Genomic DNA, 24188 nt, shown 5'->3' with positions numbered 1-24188 from the left:
CACATCAATGCGGCCTGTAAACGCAAAAATGCCCGACTGCAAAGTCGGGCCAAAGTGAGGTACTGCGGATAAACGCGGTACAGGCTTATGCTTGCGGTTGAGCAAAGCCTTGAATAAAGGCATCCAAATTGTCTTCCAATTTTTCCACCAAATAGCCACCCTCCACCAACACCATGGTCGGCACATTCAAGCTGCGTATCTTGGCAGCAAGTTCGGTAAAGCCTTGCGTGGACACCGCGCATTTGGCTTGTGGATCGTCCACATACACATCAAAACCCAACACATGCACCACCACATCGGGCTCGAACGTGCGCACCACTTCCAAAGCTTTATCCACATTGTCCATAAACACTTGTTCAGACGATCCATGTGGCATGGGAAAATTGTGGTTGTACATAAAGCCGCGACCGCGGCCGCGCTCGTTTTCATGTCCTGCCACCACAGGGTAGAAATTCACTGGCGAGCCATGTACCGAGGCGTATAACACATCGTCGCGCTCATAGAAGATTTCCTGTATGCCTTGGCCGTGGTGCATGTCGGTGTCGATGATGGCGACTTTGGCGTATTTTGAGCGCAGGTGTTCGGCGGCGATGGCAGCATTATTCAGGTAACAGAAACCACCGGCGCGGTCTTTGCGCGCATGGTGCCCCGCAGGTCGGGTCAAACAAATCGACTGCTGTTCACCATCGAGCAAGCCTTGCGCGGCGGTCAGCGACGTTTGCGCCGACCAATACACCGACGTCCACGTGTGTTCGCCTATCGGCGAGCTGCCATCGGCCAAATAGCGCGCCGCTTTCGCCATCACGCCAATCAAAGGATTGCTGTCATCGGGCACATACACCGAGGTTTGCACCTCCTCGCCCATGTCTTCGGGCAAGTCTTGCCATTCTTGGTACGCGGTTTTCAAGAAATGCACATAGCCCAAATCGTGTACGTTGGTAATCGGCGTGATGCCAAAATCGCTGACCTCGCTTAAGCCATAAGCCGATTTTTCCACCGCTTGTAAAAACGCTTCCATGCGCTCGGGTTTTTCTTGCGGTTGGCGCATTTTGCCACGCGAAAAATACGACAAGGGTTTGTGCAACATTTGCAGTGGGTGGTAGTAAATTTTCATCGTTGCTTGTTCCTGTTATGTGGTTGATGTGTGTAACGGTTTACAGGCCGCATCATTAATGTGTCGGGTATTTCTTAGGGTTCAGCATGACCACGGCCACACAAGAAATCACACACAATAAAGTGAAGAATAAAGACAAGGCCAAGGTCGAGCCGCCAGACTGTTGGGCGATGGTGGTGGCGATGAGCGGCGTCAAACCACCGGCCACGGCACTGCACATTTGGTAGGCAACCGAGATGCCTGAATAACGCAGGTGCACAGGGAATAAGCTGCTGGTAAAGCCTGCCACCAAAGAATAAAAGCTGGACATGCACCACATCGGCAACCACAAACCTAAGGCCACCATGCCCAAGCTGCCTTGCAATACCAACGGGAACATCGCAAACGGAGTAATCGCGCAAATGGCCGAAGTGATGATGAGGAATTTGCGTGTGCCCAATTTTTCGCCGAAATACGCGGCAATCGGCGTGTTAAAGAAGTGCAAGACCGCCACGATTAACATCGCATCCAAAATCATGCCCTTGTCCAAGCCGGCAAATTGGGTGGTGTACGCGACCATAAACGTGGTGGCGAAGTAAAAACCGGCCACACCCAACACATTGGCGCACAAGGCCAAACCAATCACCGCTTTGGATTCTTTGAACAATTCCAGCAACGGCACTTGCGTGGCTGGTTGCGCCTGTTTCTTTTGCTGTTCTTCCACAAATTCAGGCGATTCATGCACGCCGTGGCGGATTAAGAAACCGACGATTAACATCACAAAACTGGCCAAAAACGGCAAACGCCAGCCATAGCTCATAAAATCTTCTTCGGGCATGGACGTAATCAATTTGAATGCCAACGTTGCCAAAATCAAACCGGCAGGGCTGCCCAATTGCGCAAACGAGGCAAAGAAGGCACGGCGACCGGTCGGTGCGTGTTCACCGGCAATCAATACCGCCCCGCCCCATTCACCGCCCACGGCCAAGCCTTGTGCCAAGCGCAGCACAATAAGCAATATCGGCGCAATGATGCCGGCTTGCTCAAATGTCGGCAACAAGCCTATGCAAACGGTGGACACGCCCATTAAAAACAGTGTGATCATCAGCGATTTCTTGCGGCCAATTTTGTCGCCGATGTGGCCGAAGAAGATACCGCCAATGGGACGGATGAACAAACCGATGGCAAACGTGGCAAACGAGGCCATGGTACCGATGAAGGCATTGTCGGTTTTGAAAAACAATTGCCCAAAAATCAGCGCCGAAGCCAAGGCGTAAATGTAAAAATCGTAATACTCGATGGCCGTGCCCATGAACGCGGCGGCGGCAGCGCGTTTCGGTTGCTTTTGTACAGTAGTATGGCTAATGGACGCATCGGTGCTCGCCGTGCGGGTTGGTTTATTGGTTTGTGAGGGGGTATGCATAGTAATGACTCCAGATAACGGAATGTGTGTGTATTGTTATTATGGGTTTCTCAAGCTCTGTGGTATAAATTAAACAAATATGACAGGCCGCTCAAACGATATATTCTAATGTCTTGGATTAGCAAAACTTATGCATACCGACCACCCTCATACACGCCACATCAGTGACAAAATGAATTGGGCCTTGCTGCACACTTTTTTGGTCATTGTGGAAGAGAAAAGCCTCAGTCGCGCCGCCTTGCGTTTGCACATCACCCAATCGGCGGTCAGCCAAAGCCTGAAGAAATTGGAAGTGCAGCTGGGGCAACAATTGATCGAGCGCAGCAACAAGACGTTTGTGCTCACGCCAAGCGGCGAGAAGTGTTACCACGCTGCGCAAGCGATGTACCAACAACTGGCCTTGTTTGAAAGCCAACTCAAACAGCAATCGGCGCAATTGTCGGGGCATTTGAAAATCCAAGTGGTCAGCCGCATTCACCACGATGCCTATACCGAATTCTTGCACTATTTCAAGCAACAACACCCGAGTGTGACTTTCGACATCGAGGTCTTGTCCAGCGCCGAAATCTTGCGCAATCTCAGCCAAAAAGTACCGGTGCTCGGCATCGCCTTGTGCCGTAACCTGCCCGATGGTTTAAATCAGCAGTTGCTGTTTAACCAACGCTATGCACTGTATTGCGGCTGTCACCATCCGCTGTTTCACGCCAGCGATGTCAGCATAGAGCAATTGGTGAAACAAGATTTCATCAGTTTTCAAAGCGAGCAAATCGGCAGCGTGTTGTCGCCATTGACCGTGTTCAAAGACACGCATGGTTTTACCGGCAAAATCACCACCACCACCAACAGCTTGGATGAGGTGGTGCGTTTTGTGTACGCAGGCTTTGGCATAGGTTGTTTGCCGATGCAATTGGGCTCGGCGGCGCATTTACAGGCCGCATTGAAACTGTTACCGCCCAAGGAAGGTGTGGCCGACATACCGGTTTATTTATTGTGGCACCAAAAGCGTGTGCTCAGCACTTTGGAAGAGCGCTTTATCCACGAACTATTACAAGTGGATTTCAGCATGCATCGCAACATCAATCTCAGTATTTAAAATCCTTGCCTGTGGCGAATCGCAAGCGTTGTGCTATTTATACGGCATAATTAGTGCAACACAACATTTTGGCTACTGCAACAATGCTTGATATGCTAAAATTATTTTTGGTGCGATTATTTTAATTTGAATGCGTGTACGGTTTGCTCCCATGACAGCCAAACTACATCTCCAAACCCTCTACAGCTGGTGCGAACGCGATGGCTTGCCTTTGCCGGATTTGACCGACATCGACGCCAAGCAGCGTCGACGTTTGTCTTCTTTGGCCAAACTGTCGTTGGCCGCGCGCGTGGGTTTGGCCGCGAATGGCGACTTAAGCCGCACCGACCATATTTTGTGGTGTTCCAGCTTTGGCGACGAACACAAAACCCTGCACATCTTACAAGACATCGCCCGCGATGAAGCGCCCTCGCCCACGGCCTTTGCTACCTCAGTACACAATGCCACCGCCGGCCTGTATGGCATGCTCTACCACGATGATGTGCCTACCACCAGTTTGAACGTAGGCTACAGTGAATTCACCGCCGCCTTGTTGTACGCACACGCCTTATTGCAAACGCAAGCGGCCACACAAGTCTTGGTGGTGTGCGCCGATGAACCGTTGCCAGAGGTGTATGAGCAACACGAGGTACAACACGCTTATGCCATGGCCTGTGTGCTCGTACCTGTCGATGCACACCATCCTGCCAATTTGAGCATACTCAGTACCCATCCTGCGACCACCGCGTCACACACCTCACAAGCGCTGCGCTTTGCCGAATTCTGGCAACAAGACACCCCTATATTACATTTGGACACGTGGCAGCTATGCAAAGCGTAGATGGCGTATTGGCACATTATTGGCGCATCCTCGCTACCGGCATCAGCTTCGCGGTGTTTGGCTTGGGTGGTTTGGGCATAGGCTTGGTCGCCATGCCCTTATTGCTGTTGTTGTGCCATGAGCCAGAACAACGGCGCTTGCGCGCGCAATACTTGGTACACCGCGCTTTCAAAGCATTTATCGCGCTGATGCAAGCCTTGGGTGTGATGCGTTTGGAAGTAAGCGGTGAGGAAAAGTTACAGGCCGCTGTGCCGCAATTGGTCTTGGCCAATCACCCCAGTCTATTGGATGTGGTGTGCCTCATCAGCGTCATGCCGCAAGCCGATTGCATTGTGAAACAGGCTTTGTGGCGCAATCCATTTACCCGCGGCCCCGTGCAAGCGGCCGCTTACATCTTAAACGACCAGTCTGAACAATTGCTGCACGACAGTGTGGCACGTTTGCACGGCCACAATAAAATGATTGTGTTCCCAGAAGGCACGCGCACCGCCAAAAGCACCGTGCTCAATCCATTTCAACGCGGCGCCGCCCACATTGCCTTGGCCAGCAGCGCCGAGATTTTGCCCGTCATCATACGCTGCACACCCAGTACCTTAAGCAAGAACGAAGCGTGGTACCACGTACCGCCACGACGCTTTGTCATCAGTGTGGATTTTCAGGACGGCATAGATGTGGCAACATGGCGTGAAACCGCCGTCGCGCCGAGCTTACAAGTCAGGCGTTTGAATGCCTTTTTACACGCATATTTTTTAGGAAAACTCGCGCATGAGTGATTTACACACAGAAGTCAAACAAATGATTATTGATGTGCTGGCCTTGGAAGACGTCAGCGCTGCCGACATAGACGATGCCGCGCCATTGTTTGGTGACGGTTTGGGCTTAGATTCCATCGATGCCTTGGAACTGGGTTTGGCCTTGAAAAAGCGCTATCAAATCAAGCTCAATCAAGACAGCGCCGAAACCAAACAACATTTCAGCTCGGTCAATGCCTTGGTGGCCTTAATCCATGCACAAGCCCAATAAAACCAACAGACACAGCACACAACACCTCAAGAGCCCACTTATGCAAACACGTGAAGACATTTTTGTCGCCTTAAAACAATGGATGGTGGATTTGTTTGAAATCGACGCCAACAAAATCACCATGGACGCCCACTTATACGAAGATTTGGACATAGACAGCATCGATGCCGTCGATTTGGTGGTGAAAATCCGTGAAATCACCGGCAAACAAATCCAGGCCGAAGAATTCAAACACGTGCGCCGCATCAGCGATGTGGTGGACGCGATTGCCAAATTGAACTGAGTTTGCGCCCACACATGCGCCTGTCATTGCCCATCAAAATCTTGCTGGTCGCCGTGTTTATGAGCTACCCGTTTTTGATGCTGTTCGGTCTTAGCCATTGGGGTATTACCCCCATTGCGGTGGTGTTGATGCTGGCAGCAGCATTGAAACTGCTGCTGTCCAAGCACAGCCAGCTCAAGCCTTTGTATGTTTTGGGCATAGGCTGTGGGCTATTGAGCGTGTTGCGCCAAGACGAGGTGTGGCTGAAGTTTTATCCGATGTGCATGAATGTTGGCTGGTTCACGGTGTTTGCGTGGACGCTGCGCAGCGAACAGTCGATGGTAGAACGCATCGCCCGCATCCACGAACCGGATTTGCCTCCGTCAGGCGTGGCTTGGACGCGCAAAGTCACGCAAGTGTGGTGCGGCTTTTTCCTCATCAATGCCACGGTGTCCGCCTACACCGCCTTGTACGGCAGCTTATCAACCTGGACATGGTATAACGGCTTTGTGTCGTATGTGTTAATGGGCTGTTTGTTCGCCGGCGAATTTGTCTTGCGCCACTTCCACAAAGCCCGTGCCGCCAAAATATGAATACCCTCATCCAACACTTACACCGCGCTCGCGCCGCCACCGACACCTTGGCCTATTTACAGGCCGGCAGTCGCAGCTATGCCGATTTTTACCAAGCGGTCAGCCAACATGCGCAGTATTTACGCACCATGCCCGCCACTGCTTGGGCATTGTGGTGCGACGACAGCTACCAATTTGCGGTGGATTTCTTCGCCTTATTGCTTGCGGGCAAAACCGTGGTCTTGCCACCGAATCGCATCACCGCAACCGTCGACAGCTTGGCAGCATTGGACATCCACTATTGGGACAGCACTGAGCACAGCGCCGCCATCCAAAACCACGTCGCAGACGCATGGCCAGAGTTGGATTGGCAACAAGCGCCGGTGGTGTTTTACACCTCAGGCTCGACTGGCACACCCAAGCGCATCGAGCGCACATTTGGGCAATTGCAATGCGAAATCGATGTCTTGCACGCCTTATTCCCGTGGCCAGCCCACACCACCGTGTTCGCCACCGTGTCGCACCAACACCTGTTTGGCCTGTGTTACAAAATCCTGTTGCCGCTGCAACAAGGCGCGGCGTTTGTGAACGAGCAAAGCCTGTATCCCGAAGACTTGCAACGCCTTTATCAACACTACCAGCCAGATGTGTCCGTCCTCATCAGCAGTCCAGCGTTTTTAAGCCGCTGGCAAGAGCCACAAGCGGCCTGTAAGTATCTGCAGGTGTTTTCTTCTGGTGGGCCATTGCCAGCGAACGTGCCGACGCAATTGCAACGCGACATCGTCGAAATCTTCGGCTCGTCCGAATCCGGTGGCATCGCGTGGCGGCATGCGCCGCAAGCATGGCAAGTGTTTCCCAATGTGCGCATCCGCGTCGATGACACGCAGCAATTGTGGCTACAAACCGAACACGCGCACACGCCAGAATGGATGGCCACTGGCGATGCCGCCCGTTTACTGCCTGAACACAGTTTTGAATTATTGGGCCGCCTCGACCGCATGGTGAAATTGGAAGAAAAGCGCCTGTCTTTGGACGCCATTGAATTGCCGCTGCGCGCGCACGAGCTCATCGACGATGTCCATGTGTGCGTGCTGCAAAACGCTGGCAAACAGCAATTGGCAGCGGTGTGTACCTTAACCGAAACCGCGTGGCAGCAATTGCGCGAACAAGGCAAATACGTGTTTGTGCAAGCCTTGAAACGCAGCTTGCGCACGCATTTAGAAAGCATCGCCATCCCGAAGCGCTGGCGTTTTGTGCCGGAATTGCCGCGCAACAGCCAATCCAAACTCAATCGTGCCGCCATCGTAGACATGTTTGCCTTACATAAGCGGCCTGTAAGCCAAGTGCTGCACGCCGATGAGCACCATGCCGAATTGCGCTTGTGGTTTCCACCCGAATTGCAGTGTTTCCAAGGCCATTTTCCCGGTTTGCCGATTTACCCTGGGGTGGCGCAATTGGACTTGGTGCAACACCACATCCGCAGCCTGCTGTTGCCTGAGCATGTGTGTACCGGCGTGGAACAATTGAAATTTCAGCAGCCGATACGGCCATACGATGAGGTGACGCTGCAATTACAGCGCAGCGATGCCAAAGTGCAATTCAAGCTGTTGCGCGGCGATACACCCTTGGCTTCAGGCCGCTTGTATTTCGAGGAAGCCGCGCATGTGCAACATTAAAGTCGGCGCCGTCGTTCCGGTTTACAACCATCCGCGCCATTTGCGCGACTTGGTGCAACACTTGCGCGCCCAGCATTTGGCGGTGATTTTGGTCGATGATGGCAGCAATCACGAATGCGCCAGCTTAATCGACGCCATCCAACACGAACACCGCGACAGTGTGCATGTCCTCAGACACCCACACAATCAAGGCAAAGGCGCGGCGGTGAGCAGCGGCTTGTTACAGGCCGAGTCTTTGGGCTGGAGCCATGTGTTGCAAGTGGATGCCGATGGCCAACACCATTGGCAAGACGTACCACGCTTCATCGCCCGCGCCGAACAACACCCCGAACACATGATCATCGGCAAGCCTGTGTTTGATGACTCGGTCTCGAAAACCCGTTTTTATGGCCGTTACGCCACCCATGTGTGGGTGTGGATCAACACGCTGTCCACCGACATCAAAGACAGCATGTGTGGCTTTCGCGTCTATCCGGTGGCGGCCACCTGTCGACAATTGCGCCGCCACAGCATGGAAGCGCGCATGGGTTTTGACAGCGAAATACTGGTGTATTTGCATTGGCAAGGGGTCAGGTTCATCAACCTGCCCACACCAGTGACCTACCCTGTTGGCGGGGTATCGCATTTTTTACCGTGGGCGGATAATTTCAGCCTCAGCCGCATGCATGCCAAATTGTTTTTTGGCATGTTATGGCGTTTGCCCACTTTACTCGCACGACGCTTGGGAACTAAAGAAGACTGATATGGCTTGGCAAGACACCCAAGAAAAAGGCAATACTTTTTGGTTACGTTTAACCTTATTGCTGTACAAACTGATAGGCAGACACCTGCTCAAACTCCTCGTCGCCCCGGTGGTGATTTTTTGGTATTGGCTGTTCACGCCGCGCTTGCGCCGCGCCTCCAGACAGTATTTAGACCGTGTGACGCCGTATTTACAGGCCGCACCTGCTAAGCCTTTATCGACGTATCGGCATTTGCTCAGTTTTGCGTGGGTGTTTGTCGACAAATTGGCCGGTTGGCTCGGTGATGTGTCCGAAGACGAATTGGTGTTGCAAGGGCATGAGCATTTTCGTGCCCATTATGGCAAAGGCGCACTCATCATCACCTCGCATTTTGGCAATATGGAATTGCTGCGCGCCATCAAAGCGGGCGACCCGCAAGTCATCAATGTGTTGGTGTACAACAAACACACCGAACACTTCAACCGCTTGCTCAAACACATAGACCCCACTGCCTTGGTGCGCTTGATTTCGGTCGACGAATTGGGCATAGACACGGCGATATTTTTGCAAGAGCGCTTGGATGCAGGCGAATGGCTGATGGTGGCGGCCGACCGCACGCCGATACAATCACAACGCACCGATGTGTTGCCGTTTCTCGGCCACAACAGCGCCTGGCCACAAGGCGGCTGGTTATTGGCCAGCTTGCTCAAATGCCCCGTAATGGCGGTGTTTTGCTACCCACACCAAGACAAACAACACGTGGACATCCATTTATTGTCCGAGCGTTTCGATTTTCCGCGCAGCGAGCGTCGCCAACAATTGCGCCGCATCATGCAAGACTACATCACCATCGTCGAACAACATTGCAGCCTCACCCCTTACCAATGGTTTAATTTTTACCCATTTTGGGATGAGCAAAACCCAGACCCACACACCAAGGCTGCCCCCGAACATGTCTGAAATCACCTTGCCGCCACTGAGTGTGGCCATAGAAATTGAAATCCCATTTCACGATGTCGACACCATGCACATCGTGTGGCACGGCCATTACCTGAAGTATTTTGAAATCGCCCGCTGCAAACTGTTGGACGAATTTGGCTATAACTACCCGCAAATGCAAGACTCGGGCTATATGTGGCCGGTCATCGACGCGCATGTGCGCTACATCCATGGCATCGTGTTCACGCAAAAAATCCGCGTGGTGGCAAGCTTGGTGGAATGGGAAAACCGCCTCAAAATCCACTATGTGGTTTACGATGCCACCTCAGGCAAGCGCATGACCAAAGGCCACACCATTCAAGTGGCGGTACACATAGACACGCGTGAGCTGTGTTTGGTCAGCCCCGAAGCCTTGACCCAAAAATTGCAGGCATGGCCAGCCTTTCAGGCCGCTTTATTAAAGGATTAAGCATGAAACGCATCTTCCTCCTCGCCCTCAGTGTGTTGCTGCTGAGCTTTAGCCACAGCGCCTTGGCCGATGACTTTGGCAAGGCCTTACAACAATTGGCCAGCAAGCCGGTGGTGCGCGCGCACTTCCAACAAAGCAAAACCATTGCCAACAGCAACAAACCCATGCTTTCCAAAGGCACGCTGTTGTTTGTGCGCAGCAAAGGCGTGTTGTGGCAAATGAGCCAACCGGTTAAGGCCGATTTGATAGTCACACCGCGCAAAATGGTGCAAAAAACCGCCCACACCCAAAGCGTGGTCAATTTAAAACAAACGCCTTACGGCCCTGCCGCCACCGTCTTGCTGCAATTGATGTCGGGCAATGAGTCAGCGCTGCGCGCCCATTTCCAAGTGAGCCAATTCCAGCAAAACGGCAACGCGTGGCAAGCGAGTTTATTGCCCAAATCGGCCAGCATGAAACCTTTGTTCAGCCGCATCGACATTACCGGCGGCGCCTATGTGAACAAAATTGTGTTGTTCGACCCTGCTCAACGCCCTACCCACATCGTGTTCAGCGGCCACAGCAGTGGCAACAATGCCTTAAGCAGCGGTGAAAATGCCTTATTCCAATTGGCACAATAAGGCCGCTGTAGCTTGGGCAGCGGTGTTGCTGCTCGCTGCCATCGCCTTGGCCAGCATGTGGTGGCAAGGCAAATTGCACATCCAAAGCGACATCTTCCGTTTGCTGCCGCAGCAACAGCAGCAAGCCGAGGTGAGCGCGGCCAAAGCGCACATGAACCAATGGCTGAATCGGCAATTGTTTGTGATGGTGTCCGCGCCAAGCGAGGCCGAATTGCAGCGCAGCAGCGCCGCCATCGCGCAGCGTTTTGCTGCTTCGCCGTTGTGGCAAGCGCCGCAAGCCACAATAGACACGCAAGCATTGGGCAAAACCTTGTTTGCCCACAAAGCGGGTTTACTCAGCGCCGACGATGTGGCGCTGCTCAAGCAACAGCAATACGATGCCTTAAGCGACGCGGCGCTGCTGCAATTGGCCAGCCCTGCCATGCCCATCAGCGATGCGCTGCTAGAGCAAGACCCGTTATTGCTGTTCCCACGCTATGTCTTGGGTTTACAGGCCACATCTGACAGCGACATCCAATTGCAAGACGGCTATCCCAGCCGCGAATTAAACGGCCGTTATTACCGCTTGCTCAGCGTGCCTTTACCGCAAAGCCCGTTCAACATCGATTACCAACAACAAACCGCACCGTGGTTGGCACAATTGCAGCAAGACTATCCCAGTGACAGCGCCCAAACTGCCGTGCACATGACCGGCACGCTGCTGTATGCCAGTGCCGGCACCGATTCGGCCAGAAGCGAGGTGTCGACCATAGGCGTGGGATCGACTTTGGGCATCATCTTATTGGTGTGGTTCGGCTTTAAGTCGTTCAGGCCGCTGTTTACCGAGTTTGCCGCCGTCAGCAGTGGCTGCATGATGGCGATGCTGGTCACGCACACGCTGTTTGGCGAAGTGCATTTGATGACGACGGTGTTTGGCGCCAGCCTCATTGGCGCCAGCGTCGATTTCTCGTTTTACTATTTGTTCATGCAAACCCACCAGCGCGAGCGCAGCGGTTGGCAGGTGATGCACTCGATGTTGCCAGACTTGTTCATCGGCTTGCTCACCACCTTGGCCGCGTATGTGTGTTTGCTGTTAACACCGTTTCCGGGGCTGCGCCAAATTGCGGTGTTTTCGATGACAGGTTTGAGCGCGGCATGGCTGACCAGCATGTTGATGTTGCCGTATTTAAAGGCTTTGGACACGCGTCGCGCCCAACACCACCTGCATTTCTTGGCACGCGGCCGCGAGCATTTTTTGGCGCACCGCTCGTGGCGCATCGCGGTGGTCGTCATCAGTGTGCTGTTTGCGGCGCTGCTGTTGCCGCGCTTGCACAGCAATGACGATGTGCACAGTTTACAGGCCGCCAATGCCCATTGGCAGCAACAAGAACAACAGATACGCACGGTGTTTGGCCAGCAGCACAGCACGCAGTTTTTTGTGGTTAGCGGCACGGACGAAGCCGCCACCGCGGCCAATGAATCCGCCTTGCTCACGCGTTTGCAAGCCTTACAAACCGATGGCCACATCGGTCAGATACAGGCTTTGGGTTTGGCCTTGCCCAGCATTGCCGTGCAAGAGCAGCAGCGACAACTGTTGCAAAACATCCCCACCGAGGTGTTGACGCGTTATGCCGAGCAAGTGGGCATACCGACAGACAAGGTGTTGGCGTGGCAGCAAAACCTACCCAAACAAGCCTTGCTCTCCCCGCAAGACTTGCAACAACATCCAGCTTATTTGTTGCGCGTCAACGACCACACCCGTTTGGTTTTGGTACAAAACATCCGCGATAGCGCCGCGATGAGCGCCTTGGCGCACAGCATGCCCCATACCTTTTGGGTACAGCCAGCACAAGATTTAAGCCAATTATTCCAAACCTATCGCTTGGAGAGCACCGGGCGCTTACTATGGGGTTTGGCTGCATTGGCGCTGTTATTGGCGTGTGTGTATGGCTGGCGCTCGGTGTTTGGCCTCATCGCCCCCGTGAGTTTGGCCTTATTGAGCACGTTTGCCTTACAGGCCGCTTTCGGTGTGGAAGTGAACATCTTCAGCATCATGGCGGCATTCTTGGTATTGGGCATAGGCGTGGATTACGCTATTTTTTACCGCCACACCGCCAAACGCACGCCGGTGGTGTCGTACGCGCTGTTTTTGTGCATGTTGGCATCGATTTTGGGCTTTGGGCTGCTGGCCTTAAGCCATACCCAAGCCATACGTGTGTTTGGTTTAACTGTGTTATTGGGCGTGGTGTTCTCGTATTTCTACGCCAATATTTTGACCTTACCGGCCGCAACTGCCGATGCGAAAGACGAACCTCATGAATAAAGCGACAACGGTACTCACTCCCGATGTGTTGATCATAGGCGCAGGCCCATCGGGGGCGGCAGCGGCCAGCTTGCTGCGCCAATACGGCTACCAAGTGTTGGTGCTGGAACGCCAACACTTTCCGCGTTTCTCCATTGGTGAATCGCTGCTGCCTCAGTCGATGGTGTTTTTAGAAGAAGCCGGTTTGTTAGATGCGGTCGAGCAAGCGGCGCCGGAGTTTGGCTTCCAATTCAAAAATGGCGCGGCATTTTTGCGCGGTAACGAGCGCACCCATTTTGACTTTACCGACAAATTCACCGCCGGCCCCGGCACCACTTGGCAAATCAAACGTGCGCCATTTGACCATGTATTGGCCAAACAAGCCGCGGCCTATGGCGCTGAAATCCGCTATGGCCACACCGTTACCGCCGTTGATGTGGATGGCGAGACGCCGTGTGCCGATGTGGTCGATGAAGACGGTTTTGCCTACCAAGTGCGGCCGCGTTTTATGCTCGACGCCAGTGGTTTTGGGCGCGTGTTGCCGAAATTGCTCGATTTGGAATCGCCGTCCAATTTTCCCATACGCCGCGCCGTGTTCACACACATCGCCGACCATTTTGACCCAGCCGAATTCGACCGCAACAAAATCCTCATCAGCGTGCACCAACAGCACCCACAAGCGTGGTTTTGGAACATTCCATTTGCCGATGGCCGTTGTTCATTTGGCGTGGTCGCTGAAACCGATTTTTATGCACAGTTTGGCGACTTGGCTTTGGACGATTTATTACCCGCGATTTTGGCCTCAGAACCCTCGTTGTCCAAATTATTAAGCCGCGCCGAATTTGACACACCGGTGCGCGAAATCGTCGGCTATTCGGCCAATGTCAACAGTCTTACAGGCCGGCATTTTGCCTTGCTCGGCAATGCGGGCGAGTTTTTAGATCCGGTGTTTTCTTCCGGCGTGACCATCGCCTTAAAATCCGCCAGCTTGTGCGCACCATTATTGCACCGCTTCTTACAAGGCGGCAGCGTCGATTGGCAAACCGAATACGAGCAACCGCTGCGCCGTGGCATCAAGGTATTCCGCGCCTATGTCGAGGCGTGGTATGAAGGCAGTTTTCAAGACGTGGTGTTTGCGGTAGAACCGCAAGACGAGGTCAAACGCATGGTGTGCTCATTGCTGGCCGGCTATGCTTGGGACGAAAGCAATCCGATGAACAATAACAGCGTCAAGCGCTTGGCCACTTTGGCAGAAATCTGCCGCGATGGCCGCGCCGCCCGTGATGCACTGGGGCAAGCATGAGCCGCCGTTTGAGCATCATTCTATTGAGTGGCTGCATCGCTCTTGGCGCGTGCGTGAGCACACCCAAGCCGGTGACTGATGTGGTGTTGCCAGCGACCGACGGTTTACAGGCCGCTGTGTCTCAGCAAACCGAGCAGTGGTATCAAGCCGAATGGTTTTGGCAAGGGCGCAGCATTGCTTTTTTGATGATGATGCGGCCTGAAAGCGATGGCAGCCACACTTTGCTCGCCACCACGCTGACAGGACAAGAATTGTTTGCCGTGCAAGAGCGGCAAGGCAGCTTCACGGTATTGCAGCAATTGCCAGAAACCCGCCGCATTCCTTTGCCGTATGTGTTTCGCGATGTCGCGTGGGCCAAGGCCAGCGCTACCGCATTTGCCGCCATGCAGCAGCCTGAACACCAATTTCAAGCCGATGATCACAGCAAAACATGGCGCAACAGCAAGCAAGTGTTGTGGCAAGCGCGTTTGCAAGACGATGGCGCATGGCTGATAGACAATGCTGCCGCACATTACCAATTGCGCCTGCTGCCGATTGCCAATGACGATGGCGATGCTGCTAATACAAACAGCGAGGTGACACCATGAGTGCACAAGCAGTCGGTGTGGCCGCTTGGCAAGCCTTGTCCAATTTGGGCGACAACGCCGCCGCCATGCGCGCGGCCTTGCAAAGCGATGCCAACCACTTCAGCCTCAACCACACTTGGCTCACCGCCGGCCGCCCCACTTGGCTGGGGCAAATACAGGCCGCATTGCCTGAAATTCCGCATGAACTCAGCGATGTCGCTTCACGCAATGTCGCCGTGGCGCTGGCTTTGGTTGAGGCCATGCGTGCAGATTTACAGCAAACCATTGCTGGCATCCCCGCGCAGCGTTTGGGCATTGTTATCGGCACCTCGACTTCGGGGTTGAGCGCCAATGAGGCGGCCTTGTTTGCCCATACTCGCGGCGAAGACAGCTCCGCCGAATTGGTGTACAGCCGCCAACAAATGAATGCCACCAGCGTGGCTTTGCAACGCTATTTGGGCTGGCGTGGCCCTTGCTTTACCGTGTCTACCGCCTGCTCATCCGCGGCCAAGGCCATTTTGGCCGGCCAGCGCTTGTTACAGGCCGATGTTTGCGATGTGGTGTTGGTCGGTGGCATAGACACTTTGTGCAGCCTCACCTTCAATGGTTTTGATTGCTTGGAAAGCTTGAGCAGCGAGCGTTGTCGACCTTTTGCTGCCGACCGCGATGGCATCAACATCGGCGAAGCCGGTGCCTTGTTGCTATTGCACCGCCAGCAAGAAAACGTGAACCTGTGTGGCGGCGGCGAATCGGCCGATGCTTGGCACATTTCAGCCCCACATCCGCAAGGCACGGGCGCGGCGCAAGCAATGCAGCGCGCACTGAGCAACAGTGGTTTACAGGCCGCTGACATAGATTATGTCAATTTACACGGCACGGCTACGCCGCAAAACGATGCCATGGAAGCCTTGGCCGTGCGCCAAGTGTTTGGCACACATCGGCCGTGGCTGAGTTCAACCAAACACCACACTGGCCATTGTTTGGGTGCAGCCGGAGCCATCGAAGCGGCCATAGCATGTGCGATATTGGAAGACGCCGCCACATGGTTGCCGTGGCAACAAGGCTTTGCTGCTACCGACAGCGCGTTTGCCGATTTGCGCTTTGTGCGGCCAGACAGTGAGTTTACAGGCCGCATCAAGCGCATCATGAGCAATTCGTTTGCGTTTGCCGGCAGCAATGCCAGTTTGATTTTTGAAAGTAAGCATGCGTGATTTAGAAAGCCTGATGGTGCACCGCGCACCGATGTTATTGCTAGACCAATTGCTGGAATACGGCGACGATTATGCCGTTAGCGAGGTCATCGTCCAGCCGGAGATGTTGTTTGTTGAGGCTGAAGGCTTGCCTTGCTGGGTGGGCATAGAATTGATGGCGCAAACCGTGAGCGTGCTTGCTGGCATGCGCGGCAAATTCAGCGGCCATCCGCCGCAAATTGGTTTTTTATTGGGCACACGCCGCTTTCACGCACCAATGAGCCATTTCCCCGTGGGCAGCCGCCTGCGCATACGGGTAGAAGAAAGCTTTGTCGATGCCAACAGATTGGGACAATACGATTGCTGCATAGACAGCGAAGTCGGTCGGGTGGAGGCAAAACTCAATGTCTACCAACCGAGCGACCCACACAGTTTGATAAAGGAACACATTTGACTCGCCACCTCTTCATCAGCGGCTCCAGCCGTGGTTTGGGCAAGGCCATCGCCTTGCGTTTGGCACAAGACGATTGGCAGCTGACCTTACACGGCCGCACGGCCTCAGCGGCTTTACTCGACACCGTGGCCGAAGTGACCGCCATCAGCCGCCATCCGGTGCATTACCTGTGTTTTGACGTGGGCGATGAGGCCGCCAGCCGCGCCGCTTTGGAACAGCATTTGCAGACCCATCCTGCGTTTTACGGCGTGGTCCTCAATGCCGGCATCAGCTGCGATGGCGCATTTCCAGCACTGAGCAGCCACGATTGGCGCAGCGTCATCGATACCTCGCTCAATGGTTTTTACAATGTGTTGCAACCGTTGAGCATGCCGATGGTGCGTTTGAAACAAGGTGGGCGCATCGTCACCATGGCATCGGTGTCTGGCTTGGCTGGCAACCGCGGCCAAACCAATTACAGCGCCGCCAAAGGCGGCATCATCGCAGCCAGTAAGGCCTTGGCCTTAGAATTGGCCAAACGCCGCATCACCGTCAATTGCGTGGCCCCGGGTTTGATTGCCACCGACATGGTGACAGACGAAGTCATCGCCCATGCACTGCCGATGATACCGCTGCAACGCTTGGGGCAAGCCGATGAGGTGGCCGCTTTGGTGCAATTCTTACTCAGCGATAATGCCGCTTACATCACCCGTCAGGTGATATCAATTAATGGGGGGATGCTGTGATGAAACGGGTCGTGGTAACAGGCATGTCCGGCATTACCGCTTTGGGTGAAGACACCGAAGCCATCTTTGCCAATTTGCTCGCCGGCGTCTCCGGCATACGCTATATGCACGAATGGGAGCGCTATGCCGATTTGCGCACGCGTTTGGGCGGCCCGGTGCCGCACTTTACCGAACCAGCACACTTCACCCGCAAAGTGAAGCGTGGCATGGGTCGGGTCGCCTTAATGGCCACCATTGCTGCCGAACGCGCCGTGGCCGATGCAGGTTTGCTCGGCGACGACATCCTCAGCAATGGCCAAACCGGCGTGGCGTTTGGTTCTTCTTCAGGCAATGTCGAGGCCATCGCCGAATTCGGTGCCATGGTGTTGGAAGACGATGTTAAAAAAATCAATGCCACCTCCTACATCCGCATGATGGGCCACACCACCGCGGTCAACATCAGTGTGTATTTCGGTTTAAAGGGACGCACCCTGCCCACTTCTTGCGCCTGCACTTCCGGCTCTATGGCCATAGGACAGGCTTACGAAGCGATTAAATTCGGCAAGCAAACGGTGATGATTGCCGGCGGCGCCGAAGAATTGAGCGCCACCCAAGCGGCGGTATTCGATGTGCTGTTTGCCACCAGTTGCCGCCACGATGCACCGCAACACACGCCGCGCCCATATGACAAAGGCCGCGATGGCTTGGTCATAGGCGAAGGCGCAGGCTGTTTGGTCTTAGAAGAATACGAACACGCCATCGCGCGCGGTGCCACCATTTACGCCGAACTCATAGGCTATGGCAGCAATACCGACGGCATGCACGTCACCCAACCCAACCAAGCCACCATGGCCGAATGCATGCGTCTGTCTTTGGCCGATGCCGGCTTACAGGCCGATGCCATCGACTACATCAATGCCCACGGCACCGCCACCGAGCAAGGCGACATCGCCGAATCACAAGCCACGCTGGAAGTTTTGGGCGGCGACATCCCCATCAGCTCGCTCAAAGGCTATTTTGGCCATACTTTGGGCGCGTGCGGCGCCATCGAGGCCATGCTCGCCATCACCATGATGCAAAAGCAAACCTTCATCGCCAATTTGAATTTGGACGAGGTCGACCCTGCGTGCGCACCACTCAATTACATCAAAAACAGCGCACAGCAATTCGCAGCCGATTGCATCATGAGCAATAATTTCGCCTTTGGCGGCATCAATACCTCATTGATTTTCCGCCAAGTCCACACACCATAAAATAAGGGAAAACGACATGAAACCATCCAAGCTGATTTTGACCAGTCTGTGCGGCCTGTATTTGAGCACACCGGCACAGGCCGCCGACCGTCCGGTGTTTTATCCATTTCAAGAGGCGGTACAGCGTGCCGTCGATGATGGTTTTTTAGATGGCTCGGTGACGTTTTATTTGGCCGGCACTGGCAGCACAGGCACAGTTTTACAGGCCGATGTGGTGACCAATAAAAAAACCAATGCGTTTGCCAAAAAAGACGAAGTGGCTTGCGACCATGTGCTGCGCTCAGCCTTAATCCAATTGCAAACCGCGGCCAAAAATGCCGGCGCGACGTCGGTGCGCAACATCGTCAGCTATTACAAAAAAGACACTTACAGCAGCACCAGCAACTACCAATGCAGCGTAGGCACCGCCATGGCTGGCGTGGCCTTAAAAGGTGATTTGGTCAAATAAAAGCACAACCAACATGCGATTGTTTGTGCACATAGCGGCGCACAGCGACATCAGCCGCCGTTTTCCTGCCCATGCGCCGCGTGAAGCGCTGCATGCCTATGCGCACACTTGGTTGCGCCATTGCTTGCATCTTCCCGATGGCCACGCTTTGCATCTGCACCACAATGCCCACGGTAAGCCTTATTTGCGCGATTACCCGGATTGGCAATTCAACCTCAGCCACAGCAAACACCATCTGGCCTTGGTGTGTGGCCACACCGACAACGCCTTGGGCATAGACATCGAGTCTTATCCACGCACCATCCGTGCTGCGGTGATAGAGGCGAGCTTAAGCCCGCAAGAATGGCAACATTATCAACACGCGGCCGAGCCGCTGCGCTATTGGTTGCAAGTGTGGACAATCAAAGAAGCGCTGCTTAAAGCTGCCGGCACAGGTATACAACAAGACATGTGCGCATTGGACACTGGTTTTGATGGCAAAGAAACACACGGTCATCTGCTCTTGCCACCGCACACTTACACCTACCAAAGCCATGTCCGTGATGATTGTGTGTGGGCCTTGGCATGGCAACAGCCACCGCGTGCGATGGAATGGCATTACCTAGACTTACCAACATAAGCCGCCGTGAATCCATATAAACAAGCGGCCTGTAAACCCCTAATCGGTTTACAGGCCGCTTGTTTCGTTCCATGTCTATCTCATCACATGCCTGTCCATTGCCGTATCTGCGCTTGCGCCGGTGCAATGTCGCCTATGTGTTCTGCTACCCACGCGGGATGGTAATACGTGTCTTGGTAGCGCTCGCCGCCATCGCAAATCAAGGTCACGATGGAGCCGGTTTGCCCAGCCACATACATCTCATGCGCCAGTTGTAACACGCCCCACATATTGGTGCCAGTTGACGCGCCCACTTTGCGCCCCAAGCGCTCGCTCAGCCACAACATCGCCGCCACCGACGCCGCATCCGGTACTTTAATCATGCGGTCGATGACGCCGCTTAAAAACGATGCCTCCATGCGCGGCCGACCTATGCCTTCGATGCGGCTGCCACGCTCGCCAATGATGTGCGGATTGCCTTGGGTGTAGCCATCGTAAAACACCGAATATTCAGGGTCGACCACCACCATGTGCGTGTCCAAACCATAATAGCGGATGTAGCGCCCCAAGGTCGCCGAAGTGCCACCGGTGCCGGGGCTCATCACCAAGGCTTTCGGTATCGGATGGCGCTCTAACTGCATTTGTTCAAAAATGCTTTGGGCAATGTTGTTATTGCCGCGCCAGTCGGTCGCTTGCTCGGCATAAGTGAATTGGTCCATATAATGGCCGCGCATGTCATCGGCCAAGGCTTGTGCCGCCGCATACACCTCGCTCGCCCGTTCAACAAAATGGCAATGGCCGCCCAAAGACTCAATCAATTGGATTTTGCTCGGACTGGTGCTGGCGGTAATCACCGCGTAAAACGGCAATTGTAACAAACGCGCAAAATACGCCTCCGACACCGCCGTGCTGCCAGACGAGGCTTCAATGATGGGCATGCCCTCATGGATGCGACCGCTGCACAACGCATGCAAAAACAGCGACCGCGCCAAACGGTGTTTCAAGCTGCCAGTGGGATGGGTGGATTCGTCTTTCAAATACACATCCACATGTTGAAAACACGGCAAATCCAAGCGGTACAAATGCGTGTCGGAAGTGCGGTGCATGTCGCTGCGCAACGTCTGTATCGCCTGTTGTTCCCAAGTGTTGCTCATTATTTTTCCTCTGTTGGGTCTTGCCCATCACGAACCAATATGTGCGTATGGTGCTTGCATCTGCCTTATGCCGTGATATGAAGGGTTGTTAATGTGTGGCTTGCTTTAGCGGCATTAAGCGGCCTGTAAACCCTTTACAGGCCGCATATGATTTTCAGATGTTTATTCGGCTTCCATTTGCGCCAATTTGTGGCTGAACGAGGTCACGCAGCTTTGGTAAAAATTGGCTTGGGCATCGGTCACAAAAGTTTGTTTTTCAGCAGTGGTAGCGGCGATGGGATAGGCATAGACCTCATCCACACTCAGGCGCACTGCCTCAGCAAACACCTCGGCCTCATCGCCGTTTTTGCTGGCGGCCATCGCTTGCAAAATAGGTTGCAATTGCGCGCGGCTCACCCCTTGTTGCCGCGCCGCTGCCACCATTTTGGCGGCATAGCTGTTTTCCAAACACGCGCGCAAACCTTGTTCAAAAAACGTTTCCTCAGCCACCACTTGCGCTTGCAGCGGCATGGCACTGGCCGCCAACACTACCCACACCCAATTGCGACGCATCTTCATCTCCCTATACGCATATTGTTGATGCGCCCCACTCTAGCACAGCTTGCTTATCCCGATAATGGCCGCGCTGATGCCAGTCGACAAAACAGCCACCATGTCGGTAAATGTCAGCAAGTCATTGCAGCCATGGCGACTGGTACATTCAATATCCAATACATCACTCAACACACATAAAAGCGGCCTGTAAACCGATGCTATGGTTTACAGGCCGCTTAAAGTGTATGGCAGTGTTATGGGTATTGTATCAATGCATACGCCGAATGGTTGTGGATGGACTCGAAATTTTCGCTTTCCACCGTGAATTGGCTGACGCGGGCATCGTCACGCAAACGGGCGGCAACATCGCGCACCATGTCTTCGACGAATTTCGGGTTTTCATACGCGCGTTCGGTGACGTATTTCTCGTCTGGACGTTTGAGCAAGCCGTATAACTGGCATGATGCCTGTTCTTCAACCAAATCAATCAATTCATCAATTTGCATGTCGCCGCTGTGGCGCAAATTGATGGTGACGTGTGAGCGCTGATTGTGGGCGCCGTATTGCGAAATTTCTTTTGAGCACGGGCACAAGCTGGTCACAGGGATCAACACCTGTAATTCAGCATGGTAAACACCCGCCTCTACCGTACCGACCACGCGCACATCGTAATCAAGCAGGCTTTTGATGCCAGACACCGGTGCGGTTTTGGTGCGGAAATATGGGAAGGAAATGTCCAATTTGCCCGCCGCCGAATCCAAACGCTTGAGCATTTCCCAAGTGAGGCGTTGCAAGCCTTGCGCATCCAATACGGTGGCTGCTTCATCTTCCATCAATTGCACAAAGCGCGACATGTGCGTGCCTTTTTGTTCGGCAGGCAGGTATACCGTCATGGTCAGGTGTGCCACCGTCGCTTGTGGGCCATTGCTGCTTGCCCATTGTAAGGGGAAGCGCAGATTTTTAATCCCGACTTGTTGTATCGGTAAATTGCGAACGTCGACGCTGCTTTGCACGTCTGGAATAACATTCATGAATGATGAACCTTTTGATGTTGTGTGGCGCTGTATCCACCTAATATTTGCTCTGCTTTGCCAATTTCAAGCCTCGCCATGCGCACGCGTTCAAACCAGCAAGGCGTAAGTATAACAACAGCAAAAATAGTTGAGCAAATTGCTCGGCTTTATCAGCTGATAGTTGTATCACAAGTCAGCTAAATTGTCGGCCATAAAAAAGACAGCAAACACGCTGTCTTCGACATTTCAGGTTCCAGCCACACTTAAGGCTGACCAAATTGACTAAGAAATTCCTCGCACTGCTCAGGATGAAATGCAAATTTCTTAACCAACTCGCGGTTCCACAATTCCAAATGGCCGCTGGCATAGGCCAAAATTTTCAGGCTTTCGTGCAAAACACAGTGCAAATGCAAGATGGTTGGCGCGGATAATTCTGGGTCTTCCAAGGCTTTGCAGGTAAAGCGCACCGTGTGTTTGGCTTTTTCAAATACCCAAGGCTTCATGCCCCCAAACTCCATATTCTTCCTTTCTTTCCTTTGTGTGTAAGTGTGTGTTAATGCATATGATTATAGCATTTTAGTATTTAGTCTTTAGTATGGAACTCAAATTCGAGTGATGAAATTGGCATTTATCCCACAAAGCCAAGAGCAGCGGCCTGTAAACCCTGTTGATTGCCAGTAGCACTTTGCCAAAGTGCGGCGTGAAAACAGCTTACAGACGGCGCAGAAGCGTTTATGATGGTGTTTTTTGATGTTGATGCGAGAGTTTGTAAAATGAAATTTGCCACCGAAGCCATCCATTCCAGCTACAACCCCGACGAGCACAACCGTGCCATCATGCCACCGATTTACCAAAACTCGATGTTTGCCTTAAAAGAAATTGGCGAGCCGATTCCTTATCGCTATGGCCGTGTGTCCAATCCAACCCGCCAAGTGTTGGAAGACACCGTCGCCGCCTTGGAAAAAGGCAGTGCCGGCATGGCGTTTGCCAGCGGCATGGCCGGCATAGACTGCATTTGGCGCGCGGTATTGAAACCGGGTGACACCATCATCGCCGTGGCCGACATTTATGGCGGTGCTTACGATTTGTTGACTGAAGTGTATGCGCATTGGGGCATCAAAGTGGTGTTTGCCGATTTGACTGTCTTGGCCAATTTGGAACCACTGCTGCAAGAACACAAACCGGCGTTGGTGTGGCTCGAATCGCCAAGCAATCCATTGCTGCGCTTGGTTGACATTGAAGCTGTGTGCACGTTGGCACACCAATACGGTGCTTTGGTTGGCTTTGACAACACTTTTGCCACACCGTATTTGCAACAGCCCATCAGCATGGGCGTGGACATCATCTTCCATTCGGCCACCAAGTATTTGTGCGGCCATTCCGATGTGATGATGGGCATCGTGGTGGTCAAAGACGCGGCTTTGGCCAAACGCGTGCGCAATATGCAAATCATGACCGGCGCCATTTCTGGCCCTATGGATTGTGCGTTTGTGCTGCGCGGCATCAAGACTTTGGCCGTGCGCATGGACAGACACTTGGCCAATGCGCAAATCATTGCCGAGCGTTTGACCGAACACCCGGCAGTGGCGCAAGTGTTCTACCCAGGTTTGGCCAGCCATGAGCACCATGAATTGGCCAAGCGCCAAATGTCAGGCTTTGGCGGCGTGGTGTCGGTGTATTTGAAACAAGACACACGCGAAGCGGCCAATACCGTGATTAAAGCCTTGGACATGTTGTTGATGGCACCAAGTTTGGGCGGCGTAGAAAGCCTGATTAACCACAGCGCCAGCCAATCACACAGCGGCATGAGCCGTGAGGTGAAAGACAGCTTGGGCATACGCGAAGGCTTGTTGCGTTTCTCCATCGGCATTGAAGACGTGGAAGACATTTGGCACGACATCAACCAAGCCTTGAACACTGTGGCTTAAACGCTGACACTATTCAACTTAATGCGGCCTGTAAACATTTACAGGCCGCA

Annotated in this window: 28 protein-coding genes; 22 read left to right on the top strand and 6 right to left on the bottom strand. The window is 53.6% G+C overall.

From position 1 onward, the window contains the following. Nucleotides 1-85: 85 nt before the first annotated feature. Nucleotides 86-1114: a histone deacetylase family protein gene (locus tag BN3003_RS07855; RefSeq protein WP_058356080.1), complete on the bottom strand. Its 1029-nt coding sequence runs from the start codon at nt 1112-1114 to the stop codon at nt 86-88. 55 nt (nt 1115-1169) lie between these two features. Further along, complete coding sequence (locus BN3003_RS07850; RefSeq protein WP_082625602.1) at nt 1170-2516, bottom strand: MFS transporter; 1347 nt, start codon at nt 2514-2516, stop codon at nt 1170-1172. Nucleotides 2517-2646: 130 nt separating this feature from the next. On the opposite strand from BN3003_RS07850, the gene BN3003_RS07845 reads away from it, so the two are divergent. The 20 genes from BN3003_RS07845 (at nt 2647) to BN3003_RS07750 (ending at nt 19530) form a co-directional block, all read left to right on the top strand. Further along, nucleotides 2647-3609 carry a LysR family transcriptional regulator gene (locus BN3003_RS07845; protein ID WP_058356079.1) on the top strand — a complete coding sequence of 321 codons (963 nt, stop codon included), beginning with the start codon at nt 2647-2649 and terminating at the stop codon, nt 3607-3609. Nucleotides 3610-3760: 151 nt separating this feature from the next. Continuing rightward, nucleotides 3761-4429, top strand: coding sequence for a beta-ketoacyl synthase chain length factor (locus tag BN3003_RS07840; protein ID WP_058356078.1), 669 nt, complete (start codon nt 3761-3763; stop codon nt 4427-4429). Beyond that, complete coding sequence (locus BN3003_RS07835; protein ID WP_058356077.1) at nt 4417-5202, top strand: lysophospholipid acyltransferase family protein; 786 nt, start codon at nt 4417-4419, stop codon at nt 5200-5202. Before BN3003_RS07840 ends, BN3003_RS07835 begins: the two co-directional genes overlap by 13 nt. After that, nucleotides 5195-5452: a phosphopantetheine-binding protein gene (locus tag BN3003_RS07830; protein WP_058356076.1), complete on the top strand. Its 258-nt coding sequence runs from the start codon at nt 5195-5197 to the stop codon at nt 5450-5452. Before BN3003_RS07835 ends, BN3003_RS07830 begins: the two co-directional genes overlap by 8 nt. Nucleotides 5453-5492: 40 nt before the next feature. Beyond that, entirely contained in the window at nt 5493-5735 is a 243-nt protein-coding gene (locus BN3003_RS07825) for an acyl carrier protein (RefSeq protein WP_058356075.1), read from the top strand. 14 nt (nt 5736-5749) lie between these two features. Further along, on the top strand, nt 5750-6307 hold the full coding sequence (locus BN3003_RS07820; RefSeq protein ID WP_108721515.1) for a COG4648 family protein: 558 nt from the start codon (nt 5750-5752) through the stop codon (nt 6305-6307). After that, nucleotides 6304-7962 (top strand): ApeI family dehydratase, encoded by a 1659-nt coding sequence (locus tag BN3003_RS07815; RefSeq protein WP_058356073.1) that lies wholly within the window; start codon nt 6304-6306, stop codon nt 7960-7962. Before BN3003_RS07820 ends, BN3003_RS07815 begins: the two co-directional genes overlap by 4 nt. Beyond that, nucleotides 7949-8704 carry a glycosyltransferase family 2 protein gene (locus tag BN3003_RS07810; protein ID WP_058356072.1) on the top strand — a complete coding sequence of 252 codons (756 nt, stop codon included), beginning with the start codon at nt 7949-7951 and terminating at the stop codon, nt 8702-8704. Before BN3003_RS07815 ends, BN3003_RS07810 begins: the two co-directional genes overlap by 14 nt. A gap of 1 nt (nt 8705) precedes the next feature. Next, entirely contained in the window at nt 8706-9644 is a 939-nt protein-coding gene (locus BN3003_RS07805; RefSeq protein WP_058356071.1) for an LpxL/LpxP family acyltransferase, read from the top strand. Further along, nucleotides 9637-10092, top strand: a complete 456-nt coding sequence (locus tag BN3003_RS07800) for an acyl-CoA thioesterase (protein WP_058356070.1) — start codon at nt 9637-9639, stop codon at nt 10090-10092. Before BN3003_RS07805 ends, BN3003_RS07800 begins: the two co-directional genes overlap by 8 nt. Before the next feature lie 2 nt (nt 10093-10094). Continuing rightward, the gene (locus BN3003_RS07795) at nt 10095-10712 is read left to right on the top strand and encodes an outer membrane lipoprotein carrier protein LolA (RefSeq protein ID WP_058356069.1); all 618 of its coding nucleotides are present in this window, start codon (nt 10095-10097) and stop codon (nt 10710-10712) included. Continuing rightward, nucleotides 10687-13014, top strand: coding sequence for an MMPL family transporter (locus BN3003_RS07790; protein WP_058356068.1), 2328 nt, complete (start codon nt 10687-10689; stop codon nt 13012-13014). The genes BN3003_RS07795 and BN3003_RS07790 overlap by 26 nt, the downstream gene beginning before the upstream one ends. Beyond that, nucleotides 13007-14296 carry an NAD(P)/FAD-dependent oxidoreductase gene (locus BN3003_RS07785; protein WP_058356067.1) on the top strand — a complete coding sequence of 430 codons (1290 nt, stop codon included), beginning with the start codon at nt 13007-13009 and terminating at the stop codon, nt 14294-14296. Before BN3003_RS07790 ends, BN3003_RS07785 begins: the two co-directional genes overlap by 8 nt. Beyond that, entirely contained in the window at nt 14293-14883 is a 591-nt protein-coding gene (locus BN3003_RS07780) for a DUF3261 domain-containing protein (protein WP_058356066.1), read from the top strand. The genes BN3003_RS07785 and BN3003_RS07780 overlap by 4 nt, the downstream gene beginning before the upstream one ends. After that, nucleotides 14880-16073, top strand: coding sequence for a beta-ketoacyl-ACP synthase (locus BN3003_RS07775; protein WP_058356065.1), 1194 nt, complete (start codon nt 14880-14882; stop codon nt 16071-16073). The genes BN3003_RS07780 and BN3003_RS07775 overlap by 4 nt, the downstream gene beginning before the upstream one ends. Then, entirely contained in the window at nt 16066-16506 is a 441-nt protein-coding gene (locus tag BN3003_RS07770) for a hotdog family protein (RefSeq protein ID WP_058356064.1), read from the top strand. Before BN3003_RS07775 ends, BN3003_RS07770 begins: the two co-directional genes overlap by 8 nt. Beyond that, nucleotides 16503-17231, top strand: coding sequence for a 3-oxoacyl-ACP reductase FabG (gene fabG, locus BN3003_RS07765; protein ID WP_058356063.1), 729 nt, complete (start codon nt 16503-16505; stop codon nt 17229-17231). The genes BN3003_RS07770 and fabG overlap by 4 nt, the downstream gene beginning before the upstream one ends. Next, entirely contained in the window at nt 17231-18463 is a 1233-nt protein-coding gene (locus tag BN3003_RS07760) for a beta-ketoacyl-ACP synthase (RefSeq protein ID WP_058356062.1), read from the top strand. The genes fabG and BN3003_RS07760 overlap by 1 nt, the downstream gene beginning before the upstream one ends. A 16-nt stretch (nt 18464-18479) precedes the next feature. Continuing rightward, nucleotides 18480-18911, top strand: coding sequence for a hypothetical protein (locus tag BN3003_RS07755; protein WP_058356061.1), 432 nt, complete (start codon nt 18480-18482; stop codon nt 18909-18911). 13 nt (nt 18912-18924) lie between these two features. Further along, nucleotides 18925-19530, top strand: coding sequence for a 4'-phosphopantetheinyl transferase family protein (locus BN3003_RS07750; protein ID WP_058356060.1), 606 nt, complete (start codon nt 18925-18927; stop codon nt 19528-19530). Nucleotides 19531-19613: 83 nt separating this feature from the next. On the opposite strand, the gene BN3003_RS07745 is transcribed toward BN3003_RS07750, so the two are convergent. Continuing rightward, nucleotides 19614-20663, bottom strand: a complete 1050-nt coding sequence (locus BN3003_RS07745; RefSeq protein ID WP_058356059.1) for a PLP-dependent cysteine synthase family protein — start codon at nt 20661-20663, stop codon at nt 19614-19616. Between the two features lie 162 nt (nt 20664-20825). Next, nucleotides 20826-21215: a hypothetical protein gene (locus tag BN3003_RS07740; protein WP_058356058.1), complete on the bottom strand. Its 390-nt coding sequence runs from the start codon at nt 21213-21215 to the stop codon at nt 20826-20828. A 27-nt stretch (nt 21216-21242) separates the two neighbouring features. Between BN3003_RS07740 and BN3003_RS18820 the strand changes: the two genes are divergently transcribed. Continuing rightward, entirely contained in the window at nt 21243-21395 is a 153-nt protein-coding gene (locus BN3003_RS18820) for a hypothetical protein (RefSeq protein WP_159061419.1), read from the top strand. Nucleotides 21396-21451: 56 nt separating this feature from the next. On the opposite strand, the gene folE2 is transcribed toward BN3003_RS18820, so the two are convergent. Both folE2 and BN3003_RS07730 read right to left on the bottom strand, forming a co-directional pair. Next, complete coding sequence (gene folE2 / locus BN3003_RS07735) at nt 21452-22228, bottom strand: GTP cyclohydrolase FolE2 (protein ID WP_058356057.1); 777 nt, start codon at nt 22226-22228, stop codon at nt 21452-21454. A 245-nt stretch (nt 22229-22473) separates the two neighbouring features. Next, a complete protein-coding gene (locus tag BN3003_RS07730) occupies nt 22474-22713 on the bottom strand; it encodes a hypothetical protein (RefSeq protein ID WP_147645384.1) in 240 nt (79 codons plus the stop codon). 270 nt (nt 22714-22983) lie between these two features. Between BN3003_RS07730 and BN3003_RS07725 the strand changes: the two genes are divergently transcribed. Further along, complete coding sequence (locus BN3003_RS07725) at nt 22984-24138, top strand: trans-sulfuration enzyme family protein (protein ID WP_058356279.1); 1155 nt, start codon at nt 22984-22986, stop codon at nt 24136-24138. Nucleotides 24139-24188: the final 50 nt, after the last annotated feature.

The organism is Vitreoscilla massiliensis (genome assembly GCF_001457815.1).
GTDB classification, from domain to species: domain Bacteria; phylum Pseudomonadota; class Gammaproteobacteria; order Burkholderiales; family Neisseriaceae; genus Vitreoscilla; species Vitreoscilla massiliensis.
This window is presented reverse-complemented; position numbering and strand designations above follow the sequence as displayed.